The organism is Microbacterium songi, from assembly GCF_042747925.1.
Taxonomy (GTDB): domain Bacteria; phylum Actinomycetota; class Actinomycetes; order Actinomycetales; family Microbacteriaceae; genus Microbacterium.
On record NZ_JBHZIE010000001.1, the window covers coordinates 743306 to 760230 of the forward strand.

The window sequence follows — 16925 nt, forward strand, 5'->3', positions numbered from 1 at the left end:
CCGCCCCGTTCCGCGAGCGGGAGGTGCTCCCGGGTTCCTCTCGGATGCCTGCGGTAAGCTGGGAAGGCCGGATCCCGGCGAAACCCCCAAACTTTGCAAGGAACCCTCATGGCGCGCGCCCACCGTTCAGACCTACGCAACGTCGCGATCGTTGCCCACGTCGACCACGGCAAGACCACCCTCGTCGACGCCATGCTGCGTCAGACCGGCTCGTTCGGAGAGCACGCTCACGTGGACGAACGTGCGATGGACTCGAACGACCTCGAGCGTGAGAAAGGCATCACGATCCTCGCGAAGAACACCGCGATCACGTACAAGGGCGTTCACGCGGGCGACACCCCGGTCACGATCAACGTGATCGACACCCCCGGCCACGCCGACTTCGGCGGCGAGGTCGAGCGCGGCCTGTCGATGGTGGACGGCGTCGTCCTGTTGGTCGACGCGAGCGAGGGCCCGCTCCCGCAGACCCGTTTCGTGCTCCGCAAGGCGCTCGAGGCCAAGCTTCCCGTCATCCTGCTGGTCAACAAGACCGACCGGCCCGATGCCCGCATCGCCGAGGTCGAGGAGGAGGCGCACGACCTCCTCCTGGGTCTCGCATCCGACCTCGTCGACGACGTGCCCGACCTCGACGTCGACGCGCTGCTCGACGTCCCCGTCGTCTACGCCAGCGGTCGCGCGGGCGCCGCGTCGCGCAATCGTCCCGAGAACGGCTCGCTGCCCGACAACGACGACCTCGAGCCGCTGTTCGAGGCGATCCTGCAGCACGTCCCCGCTCCGGCGTACGACGACGAGGCGCCGCTGCAGGCATGGGTCACGAACCTCGACTCCAGCCCGTTCCTCGGGCGTCTCGCCCTTCTGCGCGTCTTCAACGGCACGCTGAAGAAGGGTCAGACGGTCGCATGGGTGCGGGCGGACGGCACCGTCAGCAGTGCTCGCATCACCGAGCTGCTGAAGACCCGCGCGCTCGAGCGCTACCCGGCCGAGAGCGCGGCACCCGGCGACATCGTCGCCATCGCGGGCTTCCCCGACATCACCATCGGCGAGACCATCGCCGACCCGGAAGACGTCCGTCCGCTGCCGCAGATCCACGTCGACGACCCCGCGATCTCGATGACGATCGGCACCAACACGTCGCCGCTCGCCGGCAAGGTGAAGGGTCACAAGCTGACCGCGCGCCTCGTCAAGGACCGCCTCGACCGCGAACTGATCGGCAACGTCTCGCTGAAGGTCGTCGACATCGGACGCCCCGACGCCTGGGAGGTGCAGGGCCGCGGCGAGCTCGCCCTGGCCATCCTCGTCGAGAACATGCGTCGTGAGGGCTTCGAACTGACGGTGGGCAAGCCCCAGGTGGTCACGAAGAAGGTCGACGGCAAGACGTACGAGCCCTTCGAGCACCTGACGATCGATGCACCCGAGGAGTACCTCGGTGCGATCACCCAGCTGCTGGCCACACGCAAGGGCCGCATGGAGAACATGACCAACCACGGCACCGGCTGGGTGCGGATGGAGTTCGTGGTGCCTTCGCGCGGTCTCATCGGCTTCCGTACGGAGTTCCTCACGACGACCCGCGGCACAGGTATCGCCAACGCGATCTCGCACGGCTACGAGCCGTGGGCCGGTCAGATCGTCACCCGTCAGAACGGATCGATCGTCGCCGACCGCACCGGAGTCGTCACGCCCTTCGCCATCATCGCCCTGCAGGAGCGCATGTCGTTCTTCGTGCAGCCGACCCAGGAGGTCTACGAGGGCATGGTCATCGGCGAGAACTCGCGCAACGACGACATGGACGTGAACATCACGAAGGAGAAGAAGCTGACCAACATGCGTCAGTCCACCTCCGACACGTTCGAGTCGATGACCCCGTCGCGGCAGCTCTCACTCGAGGAGAGCCTCGAGTTCGCCCGCGAGGACGAGTGCGTCGAGGTCACGCCCGAGATCGTCCGCATCCGCAAGGTCGCGCTCGACGCGACCGAGCGCGCGCGCGCAACCGCCCGCCTGAAGCGCCAGGACGCGAACGCGAACGCCTGAGTCTCGAAGACCTGACCGAACGGGGACGGATGCCGCGGCATCCGTCCCCGTTCGCGTTCGCGCCCGTCGTCCCCGTCCGCGTCCCTGTCCGCGTCCCTGTCCGCGTTCGCGGTCTCTCGGCGCGGCTGCCTTCGTCCGGCGAGCGGTCGCGACATGCCGCGTGCCGCGGAGCGTTGTGGTGCGTGACGGCGTGTCGCGACCGTTCGCGCAGCACCACGCGAAGCGGCCCGTGCGGGCGCGTCGATAGGCTCGACGACGTGAGCACCACCGCCGACCCCCACGCGCGGCGCGCATGGCGGGAGGCGCTCGGCGTGGCCTTCGCCACGAGCGCCTACGGCATCTCGTTCGGCGCGTTGGGCGTGGCATCCGGGCTCGACATCTGGCAGACCTGCGTGCTCAGCCTGCTGATGTTCACCGGCGGGTCGCAGTTCGCGTTCGTCGGCGTCATCGGGGCGGGCGGGCTGGCCGCGGCACCCGCCGCCATCGCATCGGCGTCGCTTCTCGGCGTTCGCAACGTCGCCTACGGCATGCGGATGTCACCGGTCATCGGCGCCGGAGGTTGGCGACGCGCGGCCGCCGCGCAGTTCACGATCGACGAGTCGACGGCCGTGTCGCTGGCGCAGCACACCCCGCGGGCCCGCACGATCGGGTTCTGGGTCACCGGGGTGGGCATCTACGTCGGGTGGAACGTGTCGACGCTTGCCGGGGCTCTGCTGGGGGATGTGCTCGGCGACCCGCGGGCGGACGGACTGGATGCTGCGGCCGCGGCCGCCTTCCTCGCGCTGCTGTGGCCGCGCCTGCGTCGACGGCAGGCCATCGCCGTCGGAGTCGCTTCTGCGGTCGTCGCGGTGGTGCTGACGCCCGTGCTCATGCCCGGTGTGCCGGTCATCGTCGCAGCCGTCGTCGCGGTCGTCGTCGGCTGGTTCAACTGGCTGGGGCGTTCGAGCACCCAGACGGGCGGCAGCATCGTCGAACCCGGCGACGTGCCCGAACGGGAAGGACTGCCATGACCCTGTGGACGGCGGTCCTCGTGGCATCCATCATCTGCGTCGCGCTGAAGACGCTCGGGTACCTGGTGCCGGCGAGCGTGCTCGAGGCGCCGAGGCCGGCGCGCATCGCCGACCTGCTGACGGTCGCCCTTCTGGCGGCGCTCGTGGGCGTGCAGGCGCTGGGCGTCGGCCAGACCATCGTCGTCGACGCGCGCGTCCCGGCGCTGCTCGTCGCGGCCGGGCTGCTGCTCGTGCGCGCGCCGTTCCTGGTCGTCGTCGTCGCGGCGGCGGGGACGGCCGCGCTTCTCAGGCTGTGGGGCTGGGCCGCCTGAGGCGACCTGCGAACTTCGCAGACCGACGCGTACCTCACAGGATAGGAGCGTCCGTCTGCGCGGTTCGCCGCATCCTGCGAACTCCGCAAGAGATGATCGCTCCCGATTCGGCGCCGCACCAGCCGCACCTAGACTTACCCGGTGTCCTTCTCCTGGTCTCGCGTCGGCTCCTGGGTCATCTCCGCGCTCGTGGGAGCGGTCTACGGCCTCGCCGGCACCATCGCCCAGAGCTACCAGCTCGGCTGGTTCCCCCTAGGGCTGATCCTGGCGATCGTCGGCAGCGCGGCGCTGCTGGCCGCGGTGCGCCTCCTGACATCGGACCGCTGGACCGCCCTCGGTGCGGGCCTGGGGATGATGATCGCGACCCTCGTGTTCTCGGGACGAGGACCGGGAGGATCCGTCATCGTGCCCCAGCCCGCCGAGGGCGAGATCAACACGGGGATCATCTGGACGATCGCCGTGCCCGTGCTCGTCGCCATCGTCGTGGCGTGGCCGGATCTGTCCCGCCACCGCGCCGTCGCGATGCCGCACACGGAGGGCCCGTCCGTTTCGGCGAACTAGACTGTTCTCGTGACGTATGTGATCGCTCTTCCCTGCGTCGATGTCAAGGATCGCGCCTGCATCGACGAGTGCCCTGTCGACTGCATCTACGAGGGCGAACGTTCGCTGTACATCCACCCCGACGAGTGCGTGGACTGCGGTGCATGCGAGCCCGTCTGCCCCGTCGAGGCCATCTACTACGAAGACGACCTGCCCGACGAGTGGCGCGATTACTACAAGGCGAACGTCGAGTTCTTCGATGACATCGGATCGCCCGGCGGTGCCGCCAAGACCGGGGTCATCCCGAAGGACCACCCGGTCATCAGCGTGCTCCCGCCCCAGGGCGAGTAGCTGCGGATGGGCGTCTCCGACCTCGCGGACTACCCCTGGGACGCCGTCGCCCCCTACGCGGAGCGCGCGCGGGCACATCCCGACGGCATCGTCGATCTGTCGATCGGGTCACCGGTCGATCCGACGCCCGCGCTGATCGCGCGCGCGCTGGCGGCGGCGACGGACGCCCATGCCTACCCGCAGACGGTCGGTACGCCGGCGCTGCGCGAGGCCATCGTCGCGTGGTACGCCCGCCGCCGAGGGGTGGCGGGGCTGACTGCCGACCACGTCCTGCCCACGATCGGCTCCAAAGAGCTCGTCGCGCTGTTGCCGCTGCTGCTCGACCTCGGCGCGGGCGACACCGTCGTGCACCCGCGAGCGGCTTACCCGACGTACGAGGTGGGCGCCCGGCTCGTCGGGGCGACGTCCCTCGCCTCGGACGACCCCGCCGACTGGCCGGCCGGCACGAAGCTCGTCTGGCTGAATTCGCCTGGTAACCCCGACGGTGCGGTGATGGATGCGGCGGACCTCCGCGCCGCGGTGACCAGGGCGCGGCAGCTCGGCGCGGTGGTGGCCTCGGACGAGTGCTACGCCGAGCTCGGGTGGGACGGCCCGTGGGAGCGGGAACCGGTGCCCAGCGTGCTGGACCCGCGCGTGACCGACGGGGATCTGCGCGGCATCCTGTCGGTGTACTCGCTGAGCAAGCAGTCCAACCTCGCGGGGTACCGGGCGGCTTTCCTCGCGGGAGACCCCGACGTTGTCGCGAGGCTGCTCACCGCTCGCAAGCACCTGGGTCTGATGCCCCCGGCGCCCGTGCAGGCGGCCATGGCCGCGGCCTTGAGCGACGACGATCACGTCGCAGCGCAGAAAGATCGTTACCGTGCGCGCCGCGACGTCCTGAAACCGGCCGTGGAGGCTGCGGGGTTCCGCATCGACCACAGCGAAGCAGGTCTCTACCTCTGGGCGACCGAGGGACGCGATGCCTGGGAGAGCATGGGACGGCTCGCGGACCTCGGCATCCTGGCCGGCCCCGGACACTTCTACGGAGACCACTTCCCGCAGCACATCCGGCTCTCGCTCACCGCGTCGGACGAGCGCGTCGCCGCGGCGGCGGCTCGGCTGCGCGGCTGATTCCACCGCCGGACCGGGAGCGAAGCATCCGTTTCGGAGGTTTCCTCCAGCCGAATCCGCAGAGCGTTAGCGGGTGCGGTAGTGGGTTCGCAGGCCCACTAGGCTGTAGGAAACGCGGCGATGCGGCACCCTCCGTCCTCCGCACGACCCGGTGTGCGGGGGAGTCCACGGCTCGCCCGGACGACGGACGACACCCCGACCGACCAGAAATCGCAAGGAGGCGCCGTGAGCGACGCGGACACCCAGCAGGAGAAGGCCACCCTCACGATCGGCGGTAAGACTGCCGAGTTCCCGGTGCTCGCAGGCACCGACGGGGCTGCGAGCGTCGACATCTCGACCTTCACCCGGCAGACCGGGCACACCACCCTCGATTACGGCTTCGTCAACACATCGGCGACCAAGTCGGGCGTCACATTCATCGACGGCGATCAGGGCATCCTGCGCTACCGCGGCTACCCGATCGAACAACTGGCGCAGAACAGCACCTATCTCGAGGTGGCATGGCTGCTGATCTACGGCGAGCTCCCGACGGCCGATGAGCTGGCCGCGTTCGACGAGCGCATCCGTCACCACACCCTGCTGCACGAAGACCTGAAGCGCTTCTTCTCCTCGCTTCCGAGCACGGCGCACCCGATGTCGGTGCTCTCGTCGGCGACGGCCGCCCTCTCGACGTACTACGAGAGCGAATCCGACCCGAACAACCCCGAGCACGTGGAGCTCAACACCATCCGCATGCTCGCCAAGCTCCCCGTGATCGCGGCATACGCGCACAAGAAGAGCATCGGCCAGGCATTCTTGTACCCCGACAACTCCCTGGGGTTCGTCGACAACTTCCTCAAGCTCAACTTCGGCGTCCTGTCGGAGATCTACGAGATCAATCCGGTGATGTCCCGTGCCCTCGAGCGACTGCTGATCCTGCACGAGGACCACGAGCAGAACGCCTCGACCTCCACTGTGCGTCTCGTCGGTTCCACCGGCGCGAACCAGTTCTCGTCGATCTCGGCCGGCATCAATGCGCTGTACGGCCCGCTGCACGGCGGCGCCAATGAAGCGGTGCTCGACATGCTCGGCCGTATCCGCGACTCCGGTGAGAGCGTGCAGCGCTTCGTCGAGCGCGTCAAGAACAAGGAAGACGGCGTCAAGCTCATGGGCTTCGGGCACCGCGTCTACAAGAATTACGACCCCCGCGCGAAGCTCGTGAAGGAGTCGGCCGATGAAGTGCTCGAAGCGCTGGGCGTCAGCGATCCGCTGCTCGACCTCGCGAAGGAGCTCGAGGAGATCGCCCTCAACGACGATTACTTCAAAGAGCGCCGCCTGTATCCCAATGTCGATTTCTACACCGGCGTGATCTACAAGGCGATGGGCTTCCCGACGCGCATGTTCACGGTGCTGTTCGCCATCGGCCGCCTCCCCGGCTGGCTCGCGCACTGGCGCGAGATGCAGCACGACCCGCAGACCAAGATCGGCAGGCCTCAGCAGCTCTACATCGGCGCCGCGCAGCGCGACTACCCCGGCGCTGTCTGACAAGAACGGTGCGCATCCGCGACGAGCGGGCGCGCACCGTTGTGTCAGACCTTGCCGTCGCCGTTCTTCACGCCCTTCGCGGCGATCTTCGCGGCGACCTTGTGCTTACCGCCCTTGGACTTGCCGTCGATCTTGTCGGCCTTCTTGGCCGCCGATCTGCTGTGCTCGAGCTCAGCCGCATAGTCGGGCACGGTCGCGTCCTCGTTGTGCGGGGCGCGCTCGTACCCGCCGGACGCAGGCCGTGGCGGAATCTCGATCGGCTCGCGTTCGATGAGCTCGTACGGCACCTTCGAGAGCAGGTGTGCGATCGTGTTGATCCGTCCTCGGCGCTTGTCCTCGTTGTCGACCTCGTACCACGGGGCCTCCGGGATGTCGGTGTGCACAAGCATGGTGTCCTTCGCGCGCGAGTAGTCCTCCCACTTGGTGATCGCGAGCACGTCGTTGGGACTCAGCTTCCACCGGCGCATCGGGTCCTCGTTGCGCGACTGGAAGCGCTTCTCCTGCTCCACGTCCGAGACCGAGAACCAGTACTTCAGCAGGATGATGCCGTCCTCCACCAGCATCCGCTCGAAGATCGGGGTCTGATGCAGGAAGCGGTGGTACTGCTCGCTCGTGCAGTAGCCCATCACGTGTTCGACGCCGGCGCGGTTGTACCAGGAGCGATCCATCAGGACGATCTCTCCGGCGGCGGGCAGGTGGGGGACGTAGCGCTGGAAGTACCACCGCGTCTTGTCGCGTTCGCTGGGCGTCGGCAGGGCGACGATGCGCGTGACGCGGGCGTTGAGGTACTCCGAGACGCGTTTGATGGTCGAGCCCTTGCCCGCGGCATCCCGGCCCTCGAAGATCACCACGATGCGCGCACCGCTGGCCTGCACCCATGCCTGCATGTCGACGAGCTTCGCCTGCAGGATCATCAGCTCGGATTCGTACAGGTCCTTCTTCATGCGCTTGCCCACGTGCACTCCTTCGGTCGGTGGTGCGACTCTACGCGCGCACCGACGGGCGGGGTGCGCTGCACCGGACGGATGTCGTGACCCCCTAAACTGCGGCCGTGCGTGATCAGATCGAGCTGGGTGTCCTCGCGATCGTCTGCGGGGTCGTCGCGGGCATCGCGCTGTTCGTGCCGTTCGTGGCCATCAGCTATCGGCGGCGGGGAGGACTGACCTTCTGGCGGGTGGTGGGGTGGGCGGCGTTCCTGGTCTATTTCTTCGCCATCTGGACCTACACACTGCTGCCGCTGCCGGACCCCGACACGATCCGTTGCGCGGGTGTCGAGCTCGACCCGAGGGGGGTGATCCGTGATGTGCAGGCGGGGCTGCGACGACCGGGCAATCCGCTCACGAGTCCCGAGGTCCTGCAGCTGGCGCTGAACATCGTGCTGTTCCTCCCGCTGGGGTTCTTCGTCCGAGCCCTGCTGGGGCGAGGCTTCGTCGTCACCGTGCTGATCGGACTCGGCGTCTCGGCCTTCATCGAGACGACGCAGATCACCGGGGTCTGGGGCATCTATCCCTGCGCGTACCGCGTTTTCGACGTGGGCGATCTGCTGACCAACACGACCGGGGCGATGATCGGCGCGCTGCTGTCCCTGGTCGTGCCCCGGCGGCACCGCGGACTCGCGCGCACCGACGACGCCGACGAGCCCGATCCCGTGAGCAAGCGCCGCCGCATCCTGGTGATGTTCTGCGACTACCTCGGGGCCGTGCTGGTGCAGGCCGCCGTGGCGCTGCTGGTGCAGCTGGTCCTCATCCTCGCCGGACGCACCGACCTCTCCCAGGACGGAACCGTGGCCTCCGCTGCGGGTGGGATCGTGACGGCGGGACTGTGGCTCGCGGTGACACTGGCGAAGGGCCGCACGATCGGCGACCTCGCGGTCGAACTGCGATACGTCGGCGGACCGCTTCCCGTTCCGCTCGCGCGGCTTCTGCGCTACCTCGGCGGCATCGGGGGAATCGTGCTCGCCGGCATGCTCCCGGCGCCCTTCAACCTGCTCAGCGCCGCTCTCGCCGTGGCCGGTGTCGTCATGCTGTTCACGACGGATCGCGGTCGTGGCCTGCCGGGTGTGCTGTCGGGGCAGCGCCTCGTCGACGCCCGCGAGGACGTCGTCGCGCCCACCGCTCCCGTCGAACGCGAGTCGCGCTCGTCCGGGTGACGTCGCGCGTGCGAATCGGCGCAGACGAGGGACGGATGCCGCGTCAGGCGTGCAGCGCCTCGTTCAGGGTCACGCCGACCCCCGCGCGGTGGACGGCCTCGATGGCTCCGGTGAGCGAGTTGCGGCGGAAGAGGAGGCCATTCCGACCGGAGAGGTCGGCGCCCTTGGCCACGGGGCGCGACCCGTCATGACGGACCGGTTCGTCGGCGAGCACGATCTTCGAGCCGGCGGTGACGTAAAGACCGGCCTCGACGATGCAGTCGTCGCCCAGCGAGATGCCGACACCGGCATTCGCCCCCAGAAGCGTGCGCGCCCCGATCGACACCCTGTGGGCCCCGCCACCGGAGAGGGTTCCCATGATCGATGCGCCCCCGCCGATGTCGCTGCCGTCGCCGACGACGACGCCCTGCGCGATTCGTCCCTCGACCATCGAGCTGCCGAGGGTCCCCGCGTTGAAGTTCACGAAACCCTCGTGCATCACGGTGGTGCCGGGCGAGAGGTAGGCGCCGAGTCGCACACGGGAGGCGTCGGCGATGCGCACTCCGGGTGGTGTGACGTAGTCGAGCATGCGGGGGAACTTGTCGAGACTCTGCACCTGGATCCCGGCGCGCATGAGGGCGGGGCGGAGCCGGGCGAGGTCGTCGGGATGCACCGGCCCGGCGGTGGTCCAGGCGACGGTGGGGAGGTGGGCGAAGATGCCGTCCAGGTTCAGGTCACCAGGTCGCGCCAGACGATGCGACAGTGCGTGCAGTCGCAGGTAGGCGTCGACCGTCCGACGCGGGGGAGCGCTGAGGTCGATCTCGACGGCGACTGTCTCGACGGTCACCGCGCGCCGCGGATCGGGCGTCGCGAAGGGCTCGAGGTGCTCGGGGAAGCCCTGCAGCTCGTTCGCTGCGGGCAGTCTTCCCGGGCGCGGCTCGGGATACCAGGTGTCCAGCACCGTCCCGTCGCTCGAGATCGTCGCGAGACCGAAGCCCCATACCCATCGTTCTGCACTCATGTCCTCCACGCTAGCGAACGGGCCGGCCGGCCGGATGCGGAGGGCTCCCGTGGCCGCACCGCGGAGGCTCGGTAGAATCGCCGCATGCCCGCGCTCGATCTCACCTCGTCCGCCGTCGACCTCACCCGGACGATCTGCGACATCCCCAGCGTGTCGGGGGACGAAGCATCCCTCGCCGATGCGATCGAGGCGGCCGTGCGCGACCTCGAGCACCTCGACTTCTACCGCGACGGCGACACGATCGTCGTGCGCACCGCTTTCGGCCGTGCGCAGCGCGTCGTGATCGCGGGACACATCGACACCGTCCCCATCAACGACAACGTCCCGACGCGGGACGTCGAGATCGACGGCGCGCCGTACCTGTGGGGTCGAGGCACGGTCGACATGAAGGCCGGTGTCGCGGTGCAGCTGAAGCTCGCCGCCGAGCTGACCGACGCCCGTGTCGACATCACATGGATGTGGTACGACCACGAGGAGGTCGACGCCGACCTGAACGGACTCACGCGCCTCGCGAGGACGCGCCCCGATCTGTTCGAGGGCGACTTCGCCATCCTCGGCGAGCCGTCGAACGGCACGGTGGAGGGCGGTTGCAACGGCAACCTCCGCGCGATCGTCCGCACCCGAGGCGTCCGGGCTCACAGCGCCCGCGCGTGGATCGGCGAGAACGCGATCCACGCCGCCGCGCCGGTGCTGCAGCGCCTGGCGGACTACCGGCCGCGAGAGGTGCCGGTGGACGGTCTGGTGTATCGGGAGGGTCTGAACGCCGTCCGGGTGAACGGCGGAGTGGCCGGCAACGTCATCCCCGACCTCTGCGAGATCGAGGTCAACTACCGATTCGCGCCCAGCGTGAGCGGTGCCGGAGCGGAGCAGCACGTGCGCGAGGTCTTCGAGGGCTTCGAGGTGGACGTCATCGATGTCGCCGAGGGTGCCCGTCCCGGATTGGACGCCGCCCTGGCCCAGGAGTTCGTCGGCGCCGTCGGAGCGGAACCACGTCCGAAGTACGGCTGGACGGATGTCGCCCGCTTCTCGGCGCTGGGCGTGCCGGCCGTGAACTACGGCCCCGGCGATCCGATGCTCGCCCACCACGACGAGGAACGCGTGGCGCTCTCGCAGATCGAGGACGTGGAGCGCGGGCTGCGGTCGTGGCTGACGACGCACTGACCGAGGAACGGGCGGCGCCGGCGCGACCGTGGCGCGGCCTGCCGGTCGCCGTCCAGATCGGCGCGTACTACCTCGTGGCGCGTCTCGTCACGACGGGCTTCCTGGTCGTCGCCGCGCAGATGTCGGGCGCGACATCGCGGTTCGGGGAGAACGCGACCATCGCCGACCTCATGGTCGGGTGGGACGCCCAGTGGTACTGGTACACCGCGCTGAACGGCTACCCGACCACCCTGCCGCTGACGGAGTCGGGCGGTGTGGCGGAGAACTCCTGGGCGTTCATGCCGATCTACGCATACCTGTCGAACGGCCTCGGCTGGATCCTGGGTTCCTGGGGCGCGGCCGCGGTTCTCGTCTCGCTCGTGGCGGGGTACGGCGCGAGCGTCACCCTGTATCGGATGCTGCGCCCGCGGCTCGATCATTCCGCGGCGTTGTGGGCCGTTGTCTTCTTCACGGCGGGACCGTTGGCTGCGATGTTCCAGGTGGGGTACGCGGAGTCGCTCTTCCTCCTCTGGCTGTTCCTTTCGTTACTGATGGTCATCCGCCGTCGCTACGTGTGGCTCTACCTGCTGATTCCCCTGATGGCGTTCACCCGGCCCGGTGTGCTCGCGTTCGCGCTGTTCCTCGCCCTTTTCGGCATCTGGCGGTGGATACGGCGCGAGATCGAGCCGTTGCGCACAGCGGAAGTGGTGCACCTCATCGCGCTGGCCGCGCTCGCGACCGTCACCGGTTTCGCCTGGCAGGTGGCAGCCGGGGTCGTGACCGGTGATCCGGGGGCATATCTCGCGACGGAGCTCGCCTGGCGGCGCAACTGGCTCCCCGACACCGCGGGCGCCTTCGTCCCGTTCGAAGGCTTCCTCCAGGCCACGGCGTTCTGGTTCACGACGTGGGGTCTCGGCGAGGTCACCGGCTACGTCGCCCTTGCGCTGAGCGTCGCGGCACTCGCCGCGGCCCTGATCCTGCTTCCCGTCGCGCGCCGGGTGGGGGTGGAGGTGCGGCTGTGGTCGGCGAGCTACCTGCTGTACCTTCTCGCCGTCTTCTTTCCGCAGTCGAGCATCTTCCGGCTGCTGCTCCCGCTGTCTCCGCTCTGGGGCGTGGTCGCCGTACCGAGGTCGCGCGGGTGGCGCGTCGGTGTGCTGCTCCTCTGCCTGCTGGGGCAGTGGTGGTGGATCTACAACATGTACGCGCTCGGGAACACGTATTGGCAGATTCCGTGAGCCGTCCGGTACGCGCTTCCCGCGGATTATCCGCAGCCCCCTGACGCGGGATAAACTTGACGGCAGACCTACGAGGAAAGGGAGCCACGATGGCAGCCATGAAGCCGAGGACCGGGGACGGGCCGATGGAGGCCGTGAAGGAAGGACGCTTGATCATCGTCCGGGTACCGCTGGAGGGTGGCGGACGCCTCGTCGTCTCCGTCAACGACGCAGAGGCCAAGGAACTCTACGGCGTGCTGGGTGCGGTCGTCGCGCCCGTCTGACTCCTTCACGATTCGAACGGCCGGTCCCTCGGGACCGGCCGTTCTCGCGTGCGGGGGCGCCGGCTGCGCGGCCAGCGCCGTCAGCGCACGGGCGTCTCGGGCACGGTGGTCAGCTGGAGAAGGCCTTCGCCGACGATCGACAGGGCGCCGATGACGGCGGGGGAGGACTGCGTCTCATGGATGAGCGAGCGGTAGGCGCTCGTCACCGCGTCACGGCGAACGGGGTCGGCGACGGCCCCGCCTGCCAGCACCCGGGGGATGAGCACGGTACCGCCGGCGCGCACGAGGCGCAGACCGTGCTCGACGTACTCGATGACGCCTTCGGGGTCGGCATCGACGAGCACGATGTCGTACGAGGCCTCGTTCATGCGGGGCAGCACTTCTTTCGCGCGCCCGGTGATGAAGCGCGCCCGCGCGGCGGGGATCTTCGCGTCGGCGAAGACGCGTCGCGCGACGCCCAGGTGCTCCGGTTCGTTGTCGATGCTCGTCAGGGTCGCACGCGGCGACCCGTGCAGCAGCCACAGCCCCGAGACCCCGGCGCCCGTGCCGATCTCGACGATGTTCAGCGCCTGGGAGGCGGCGGCGATGACGGCGATCTGCGCGCCGACTTCGGCGCTGATGGGCGCGGCCCCCAATTCGAGCGCGTGCGCCCGCGCTCGCGCGATGTGGTCGGGTTCGACCGTCGCCTCGGCGGCGAACCTGTGATTCGCGTCGTGATCGCCCATGTGGAGCCTCCCAGACGGCAAGCCTATGCGCGCGGGTGGTGCCCGTCCTTCAGGCGCGGCGGTAATCTGAGGTCATGTTCTTCGGGCTCTCCATCGAGAAGCTGCTGCTGATCGGACTGATCGCGGCAGTGCTGATCGGTCCTGAGCGCCTCCCTCGCTACGCCGAGGGTCTCGCGCACTGGACGGCGCGCGCGCGGGACTTCCTCCAGGGCGCGCGCTCTCGCGTCAAGGAGGAGATGGGCGAGGATTTCGACGACGTCGATTGGCGCAAACTCGATCCGCGCCAGTACGACCCCCGCCGCATCATCCGGGAAGCCCTCCTGGACGATCCGCCGGTGCCGACGGTCAAAGCAGTGAGCGCCTCCGCGGCGATCCTGGCCGCCACGGATTCCACGCCGGAGCAGAAGCGGCCGCGTGCCGACGACGAGCCCACACCGTACGACTCCGAATCGACCTGACGTCGCATCCGGTCAGCGTGGTCGCACCGGCAGCGGACGCCGAGCGAGGCCGCGGGGTTCGGCGGCGAGGGATGCCGCGACCTCGGTGATCGCGGCGGCCGACGGGTCGTCGGGGTGGGCGATGACGACCGGGATGCCGGCATCCGCGTCGATCCGCAGCGCCGGGCTGAGCGGAATCGACGCGAGCAGGGGCACCGCGAAGTCGTCCGTGGACAGCGCCACGGCCACCTCTTCGCCTCCGCCTGATCCGAACAGATCGAGCGTGGTCCCGTCGGGAAGGGTCATCGGCGCCATGTTCTCGACCACTCCCACCACACGTTGCCCCGTCTGGCGGGCCACGAGTCCGCTCCGGACGGCGACGTCGGAGGCGGCGGATTGCGGTGTCGTGACGACGAGGACATCGGCGTGGGGGAGGAGCTGGCCGACCGAGATCGCCACATCGCCCGTCCCGGGCGGCATGTCCAGCAGCAGCACATCGAGATCGCCGAAGTAGACGTCGGTGAGGAACTGCGAAACGGTGCGGTGGAGCATGGGACCGCGCCATGCGACGGCACCCAATGGTGCGTCCGCGTCGCGGCGCAGGAACATGCCGATCGAGATCGTCTTCACGCCGTACGCGACCGGTGGGAGCATCAGGTCGTCGATGCGCGTCGGAACCGGCGCCAGCCCGTCCGGACCCACGAGTCCGAGCAGTCCGGGGATCGAGAAGCCGTGGACGTCCGCGTCGATGAGTCCGACGGCGAGTCCGCGCCGGGCGAGGGCCACGGCGAGGTTGGCCGTGACCGTCGACTTGCCCACGCCGCCTTTCCCGCTCGTCACCGCGATGACCCGCGTGAGCGAGGTGGGGCCGAACGGCATCTCGCGAGCGGCGCGACCGCCGCGGAGCTTCTCGGTGAGGGCACGTCGCTCGTCGGGCGACATGACCCCGATGGTGAGGTCGACCCGGTCGACGCCGACGACAGACGCCGCGGCCGCGCGCACCTCGGTTTCGATGCGGGACGCTGCGGGGCATCCGACGATCGTGAGGGCGATCCCGACGCGGGCGACGCCGTCCTCCACGACCGCCCCCCGGACCATGTCGAGTTCTGACAGCGGCCGGCGCAGCTCCGGGTCGATGACCGCGCCCACGCTGCGCAGGACGGTGGCGGAGATGTCGAGCGTCATGGACGTCGTTCGACCGGCTGGTCGAACGACGTGCCGCGGGCGTCGGCCCCGTCCCCGCCGTCGTCAGGACTGAGGCGGGTGTCCAGCTGCTCGAGGAGCGCCTTCAGCTCGTGGCGCAGGGTGTCCTTCGTGACGACCTCAGAGGTGACCTCGGTGAGCGCCATCCGCAGTGCGACGATCTCGCGTGCCAGGTATTCGGTGTCGGCGAGGTTGCGTTCCGCGCGCTGACGATCCTGCTCGATCTGCACCCGGTCGCGGTCGTCCTGCCGGTTCTGCGCGAGCAGGATCAGGGGCGCGGCATACGAGGCCTGCAACGACAGGATCAGGGTCAGCAGGGTGAAGTTCGTCGCGCGAGGGTCGAACTGCCACGCGACCGGCATCAGCGAGTTCCACATCAGCCACACGACCACGAAGATCGTCATGCCGATCAGGAACCCGGAGGTCCCCATCCCGCGCGCGAACGACTCCGAGAAGCGCCCGAAGCGATCGCGCGACGGCTGAGGGTTGCGACTGATGATGCCGGAGCGCCCCCGCGGGGCGTCGAGCGACACGGGGCGAGAGCCGCGGGCCATCAGCGCCTCCTCGGAAGGATGGGAGCGGGAGTGACCGCCGGGCCGGCCGCGCGGTCATCGTCGTTGTGCGAGCGCCAGTCGTCCGGCAGCAGATAGTCGAGGACGTCGTCGACGCTGACGGCCCCGACCAGGCGGTGGGCGGGGTCCACGACCGGAAGCGACACGAGGTTGTAGCTGGCGAGGTCGCGTGCCACATCGGCGGCCGACGCGTTCGCGGGGAGCGGGTCGAGCGTGTCGTCGATGATGGCACCCAGACGCTCGTGCGGCGGATACCGCAGCATCCGCTGGAAGTGCACGGTGCCGAGGAAGCGACCGGTCGGGGTCTCGTAGGGCGGGAGGGTCACGAAGACGGATGCCGCAAGTGCCGGGTGCAGCTCATGGCGACGGATCAGGGCGAGGGCCTCTGCGACGGTCGCGTCGGCCGAGAGGACGATGGGCTCGGGCGTCATCAATCCGCCGGCCGTGTCCGGTCCGTACTTCAGCAGCGCACGCACGTCGTCGGCCTCGTCGGGCTCCATCAGGTCCAGGAGCTGCTCGAGTCGCCCCTCCGGAAGCTGCGCAAGGACGTCGGCCGCGTCATCCGGCTCCATCGCGTCGAGGATATCGGCCGCGCGCTCGTCGCCGAGCTGTTCGAGGATGTGCACCTGATCGTCCTCGGGCATCTCCTCGAGTGCGTCGGCGAGACGCTCGTCGGACAACTCCTCCGCCACCTCGAGCATGCGCTCTTCGGGCAGGTCGAGGAGGGTGTTGGCGAGGTCGGCGGCCTTGAGCTCCGAATAGCTCGCCACGAGCTGCTCGGCGGACTGCGCCTCACCGGGGAGCTGCTGCTCGCGGACGTCGGACCAGTTGGCGAACGTCGTGGTGCCTTTCGCGAACGGCGATGCGCTGGTCTTCGGTCGGCGGAGGAACAGCTGACCGACATCCCACTCGCCGAGTCGGTTGCGCTCGATGGCGACGTCTTCGATGACCGCGTGTCCCGACCCGTCGGAGAGGTAGACCCGGCGGCCCAGCAGCTCGGCCATGACGCGCACTTCGCCGCCCCGCTGTTCGAAGCGCCGCACGTTGATCAGGCCGGTGCTGATGACCTGTCCGGTCGCGATGGACGAGACGCGATTGATCGACAGGAAGACGCGCCGCCGGCCGGGGATCTCGACGAGCAGACCGATCACGCGCGGAGGATCGTCTCGGCGGTAGATGACGACGACGTCACGGACCTTGCCCAGACGGTCGCCGGCCGGGTCGAAGACCGTGCACCCGGTCAGGCGCGCGACGAAAACCCTCTGCGTGCTCATGCGTCCAGCGTAGCCCGCTCGTCCCGTCCGACCGGCGCGTCCGCGTCGTCGCC

At 69.2% G+C, this 16925-nt stretch carries 18 protein-coding genes; 12 read left to right on the forward strand and 6 right to left on the reverse strand.

All coding sequences use genetic code 11. The annotated features are described in order from the left end of the window. The first annotated feature begins 108 nt into the window (after positions 1-108). From typA to ACFM35_RS03825, 7 genes are all read left to right on the forward strand, one after another. Positions 109-2028, forward strand: coding sequence for a translational GTPase TypA (gene typA, locus ACFM35_RS03795; protein ID WP_378838499.1), 1920 nt, complete (start codon positions 109-111; stop codon positions 2026-2028). A gap of 257 nt (positions 2029-2285) precedes the next feature. After that, on the forward strand, positions 2286-3038 hold the full coding sequence (locus ACFM35_RS03800; RefSeq protein WP_378838501.1) for an AzlC family ABC transporter permease: 753 nt from the start codon (positions 2286-2288) through the stop codon (positions 3036-3038). Then, positions 3035-3349 (forward strand): AzlD domain-containing protein, encoded by a 315-nt coding sequence (locus ACFM35_RS03805; RefSeq protein ID WP_378838504.1) that lies wholly within the window; start codon positions 3035-3037, stop codon positions 3347-3349. Before ACFM35_RS03800 ends, ACFM35_RS03805 begins: the two co-directional genes overlap by 4 nt. 141 nt (positions 3350-3490) lie before the next feature. Next, positions 3491-3910: a DUF6113 family protein gene (locus ACFM35_RS03810; protein WP_378838507.1), complete on the forward strand. Its 420-nt coding sequence runs from the start codon at positions 3491-3493 to the stop codon at positions 3908-3910. Positions 3911-3919: 9 nt separating this feature from the next. Continuing rightward, positions 3920-4240 (forward strand): ferredoxin, encoded by a 321-nt coding sequence (fdxA, locus tag ACFM35_RS03815; protein ID WP_378838509.1) that lies wholly within the window; start codon positions 3920-3922, stop codon positions 4238-4240. A gap of 6 nt (positions 4241-4246) precedes the next feature. Further along, a complete protein-coding gene (gene dapC, locus ACFM35_RS03820) occupies positions 4247-5350 on the forward strand; it encodes a succinyldiaminopimelate transaminase (protein WP_378838512.1) in 1104 nt (367 codons plus the stop codon). A 225-nt stretch (positions 5351-5575) separates the two neighbouring features. Further along, entirely contained in the window at positions 5576-6874 is a 1299-nt protein-coding gene (locus ACFM35_RS03825) for a citrate synthase (protein ID WP_378838515.1), read from the forward strand. A gap of 44 nt (positions 6875-6918) precedes the next feature. Here ACFM35_RS03825 and ppk2 read toward each other — a convergent pair whose 3' ends face one another. Beyond that, positions 6919-7818, reverse strand: coding sequence for a polyphosphate kinase 2 (gene ppk2 / locus ACFM35_RS03830; protein WP_378838671.1), 900 nt, complete (start codon positions 7816-7818; stop codon positions 6919-6921). Positions 7819-7925: 107 nt separating this feature from the next. On the opposite strand from ppk2, the gene ACFM35_RS03835 reads away from it, so the two are divergent. Next, complete coding sequence (locus ACFM35_RS03835; protein WP_378838517.1) at positions 7926-9023, forward strand: VanZ family protein; 1098 nt, start codon at positions 7926-7928, stop codon at positions 9021-9023. Positions 9024-9066: 43 nt separating this feature from the next. Here the strand turns inward: ACFM35_RS03835 and dapD are convergent, their stop codons facing one another. Next, the gene (dapD, locus tag ACFM35_RS03840; protein ID WP_378838520.1) at positions 9067-10023 is read right to left on the reverse strand and encodes a 2,3,4,5-tetrahydropyridine-2,6-dicarboxylate N-succinyltransferase; all 957 of its coding nucleotides are present in this window, start codon (positions 10021-10023) and stop codon (positions 9067-9069) included. Positions 10024-10107: 84 nt separating this feature from the next. Here dapD and dapE point away from each other — a divergent pair, with 84 nt between their 5' ends. The 3 genes from dapE (at position 10108) to ACFM35_RS03855 (ending at position 12661) form a co-directional block, all read left to right on the forward strand. Next, a complete protein-coding gene (gene dapE / locus ACFM35_RS03845; RefSeq protein ID WP_378838522.1) occupies positions 10108-11184 on the forward strand; it encodes a succinyl-diaminopimelate desuccinylase in 1077 nt (358 codons plus the stop codon). Further along, positions 11166-12398, forward strand: coding sequence for a hypothetical protein (locus ACFM35_RS03850; RefSeq protein WP_378838525.1), 1233 nt, complete (start codon positions 11166-11168; stop codon positions 12396-12398). The genes dapE and ACFM35_RS03850 overlap by 19 nt, the downstream gene beginning before the upstream one ends. An 89-nt stretch (positions 12399-12487) precedes the next feature. Then, on the forward strand, positions 12488-12661 hold the full coding sequence (locus ACFM35_RS03855; RefSeq protein WP_378838528.1) for a DUF3117 domain-containing protein: 174 nt from the start codon (positions 12488-12490) through the stop codon (positions 12659-12661). A gap of 80 nt (positions 12662-12741) precedes the next feature. Here the strand turns inward: ACFM35_RS03855 and ACFM35_RS03860 are convergent, their stop codons facing one another. Continuing rightward, positions 12742-13386 carry an O-methyltransferase gene (locus tag ACFM35_RS03860; protein WP_378838530.1) on the reverse strand — a complete coding sequence of 215 codons (645 nt, stop codon included), beginning with the start codon at positions 13384-13386 and terminating at the stop codon, positions 12742-12744. Positions 13387-13460: 74 nt separating this feature from the next. Here ACFM35_RS03860 and ACFM35_RS03865 point away from each other — a divergent pair, with 74 nt between their 5' ends. Further along, positions 13461-13844, forward strand: coding sequence for a twin-arginine translocase TatA/TatE family subunit (locus tag ACFM35_RS03865; protein ID WP_378838533.1), 384 nt, complete (start codon positions 13461-13463; stop codon positions 13842-13844). Between the two features lie 12 nt (positions 13845-13856). On the opposite strand, the gene ACFM35_RS03870 is transcribed toward ACFM35_RS03865, so the two are convergent. The 3 genes from ACFM35_RS03870 to ACFM35_RS03880 are packed head-to-tail and all read right to left on the reverse strand — an operon-like array spanning position 13857 to position 16872. After that, positions 13857-15008, reverse strand: coding sequence for an Mrp/NBP35 family ATP-binding protein (locus ACFM35_RS03870; protein ID WP_378838535.1), 1152 nt, complete (start codon positions 15006-15008; stop codon positions 13857-13859). Then, positions 15005-15580, reverse strand: coding sequence for a DUF1003 domain-containing protein (locus tag ACFM35_RS03875; protein ID WP_378838538.1), 576 nt, complete (start codon positions 15578-15580; stop codon positions 15005-15007). The genes ACFM35_RS03870 and ACFM35_RS03875 overlap by 4 nt, the downstream gene beginning before the upstream one ends. Next, complete coding sequence (locus ACFM35_RS03880) at positions 15580-16872, reverse strand: magnesium transporter MgtE N-terminal domain-containing protein (RefSeq protein WP_378838540.1); 1293 nt, start codon at positions 16870-16872, stop codon at positions 15580-15582. The genes ACFM35_RS03875 and ACFM35_RS03880 overlap by 1 nt, the downstream gene beginning before the upstream one ends. Between the last annotated feature and the right edge of the window lie 53 nt (positions 16873-16925).

What these genes read in the sequence shown, in the direction of transcription:
- ACFM35_RS03855 (WP_378838528.1), top strand. Translation starts at nt 12,488, where the DNA reads ATGGCAGCCATGAAGCCGAGGACCGGGGACGGGCCGATGGAGGCCGTG.
- dapC (WP_378838512.1), top strand. Translation starts at nt 4,247, where the DNA reads ATGGGCGTCTCCGACCTCGCGGACTACCCCTGGGACGCCGTCGCCCCC.
- ACFM35_RS03860 (WP_378838530.1), bottom strand. Translation starts at nt 13,386, where the DNA reads ATGGGCGATCACGACGCGAATCACAGGTTCGCCGCCGAGGCGACGGTC.
- ACFM35_RS03865 (WP_378838533.1), top strand. Translation starts at nt 13,461, where the DNA reads ATGTTCTTCGGGCTCTCCATCGAGAAGCTGCTGCTGATCGGACTGATC.
- ACFM35_RS03875 (WP_378838538.1), bottom strand. Translation starts at nt 15,580, where the DNA reads ATGGCCCGCGGCTCTCGCCCCGTGTCGCTCGACGCCCCGCGGGGGCGC.
- dapD (WP_378838520.1), bottom strand. Translation starts at nt 10,023, where the DNA reads ATGAGTGCAGAACGATGGGTATGGGGCTTCGGTCTCGCGACGATCTCG.
- typA (WP_378838499.1), top strand. Translation starts at nt 109, where the DNA reads ATGGCGCGCGCCCACCGTTCAGACCTACGCAACGTCGCGATCGTTGCC.
- ACFM35_RS03880 (WP_378838540.1), bottom strand. Translation starts at nt 16,872, where the DNA reads ATGAGCACGCAGAGGGTTTTCGTCGCGCGCCTGACCGGGTGCACGGTC.
- ACFM35_RS03870 (WP_378838535.1), bottom strand. Translation starts at nt 15,008, where the DNA reads ATGACGCTCGACATCTCCGCCACCGTCCTGCGCAGCGTGGGCGCGGTC.
- ppk2 (WP_378838671.1), bottom strand. Translation starts at nt 7,818, where the DNA reads ATGAAGAAGGACCTGTACGAATCCGAGCTGATGATCCTGCAGGCGAAG.
- dapE (WP_378838522.1), top strand. Translation starts at nt 10,108, where the DNA reads ATGCCCGCGCTCGATCTCACCTCGTCCGCCGTCGACCTCACCCGGACG.
- ACFM35_RS03805 (WP_378838504.1), top strand. Translation starts at nt 3,035, where the DNA reads ATGACCCTGTGGACGGCGGTCCTCGTGGCATCCATCATCTGCGTCGCG.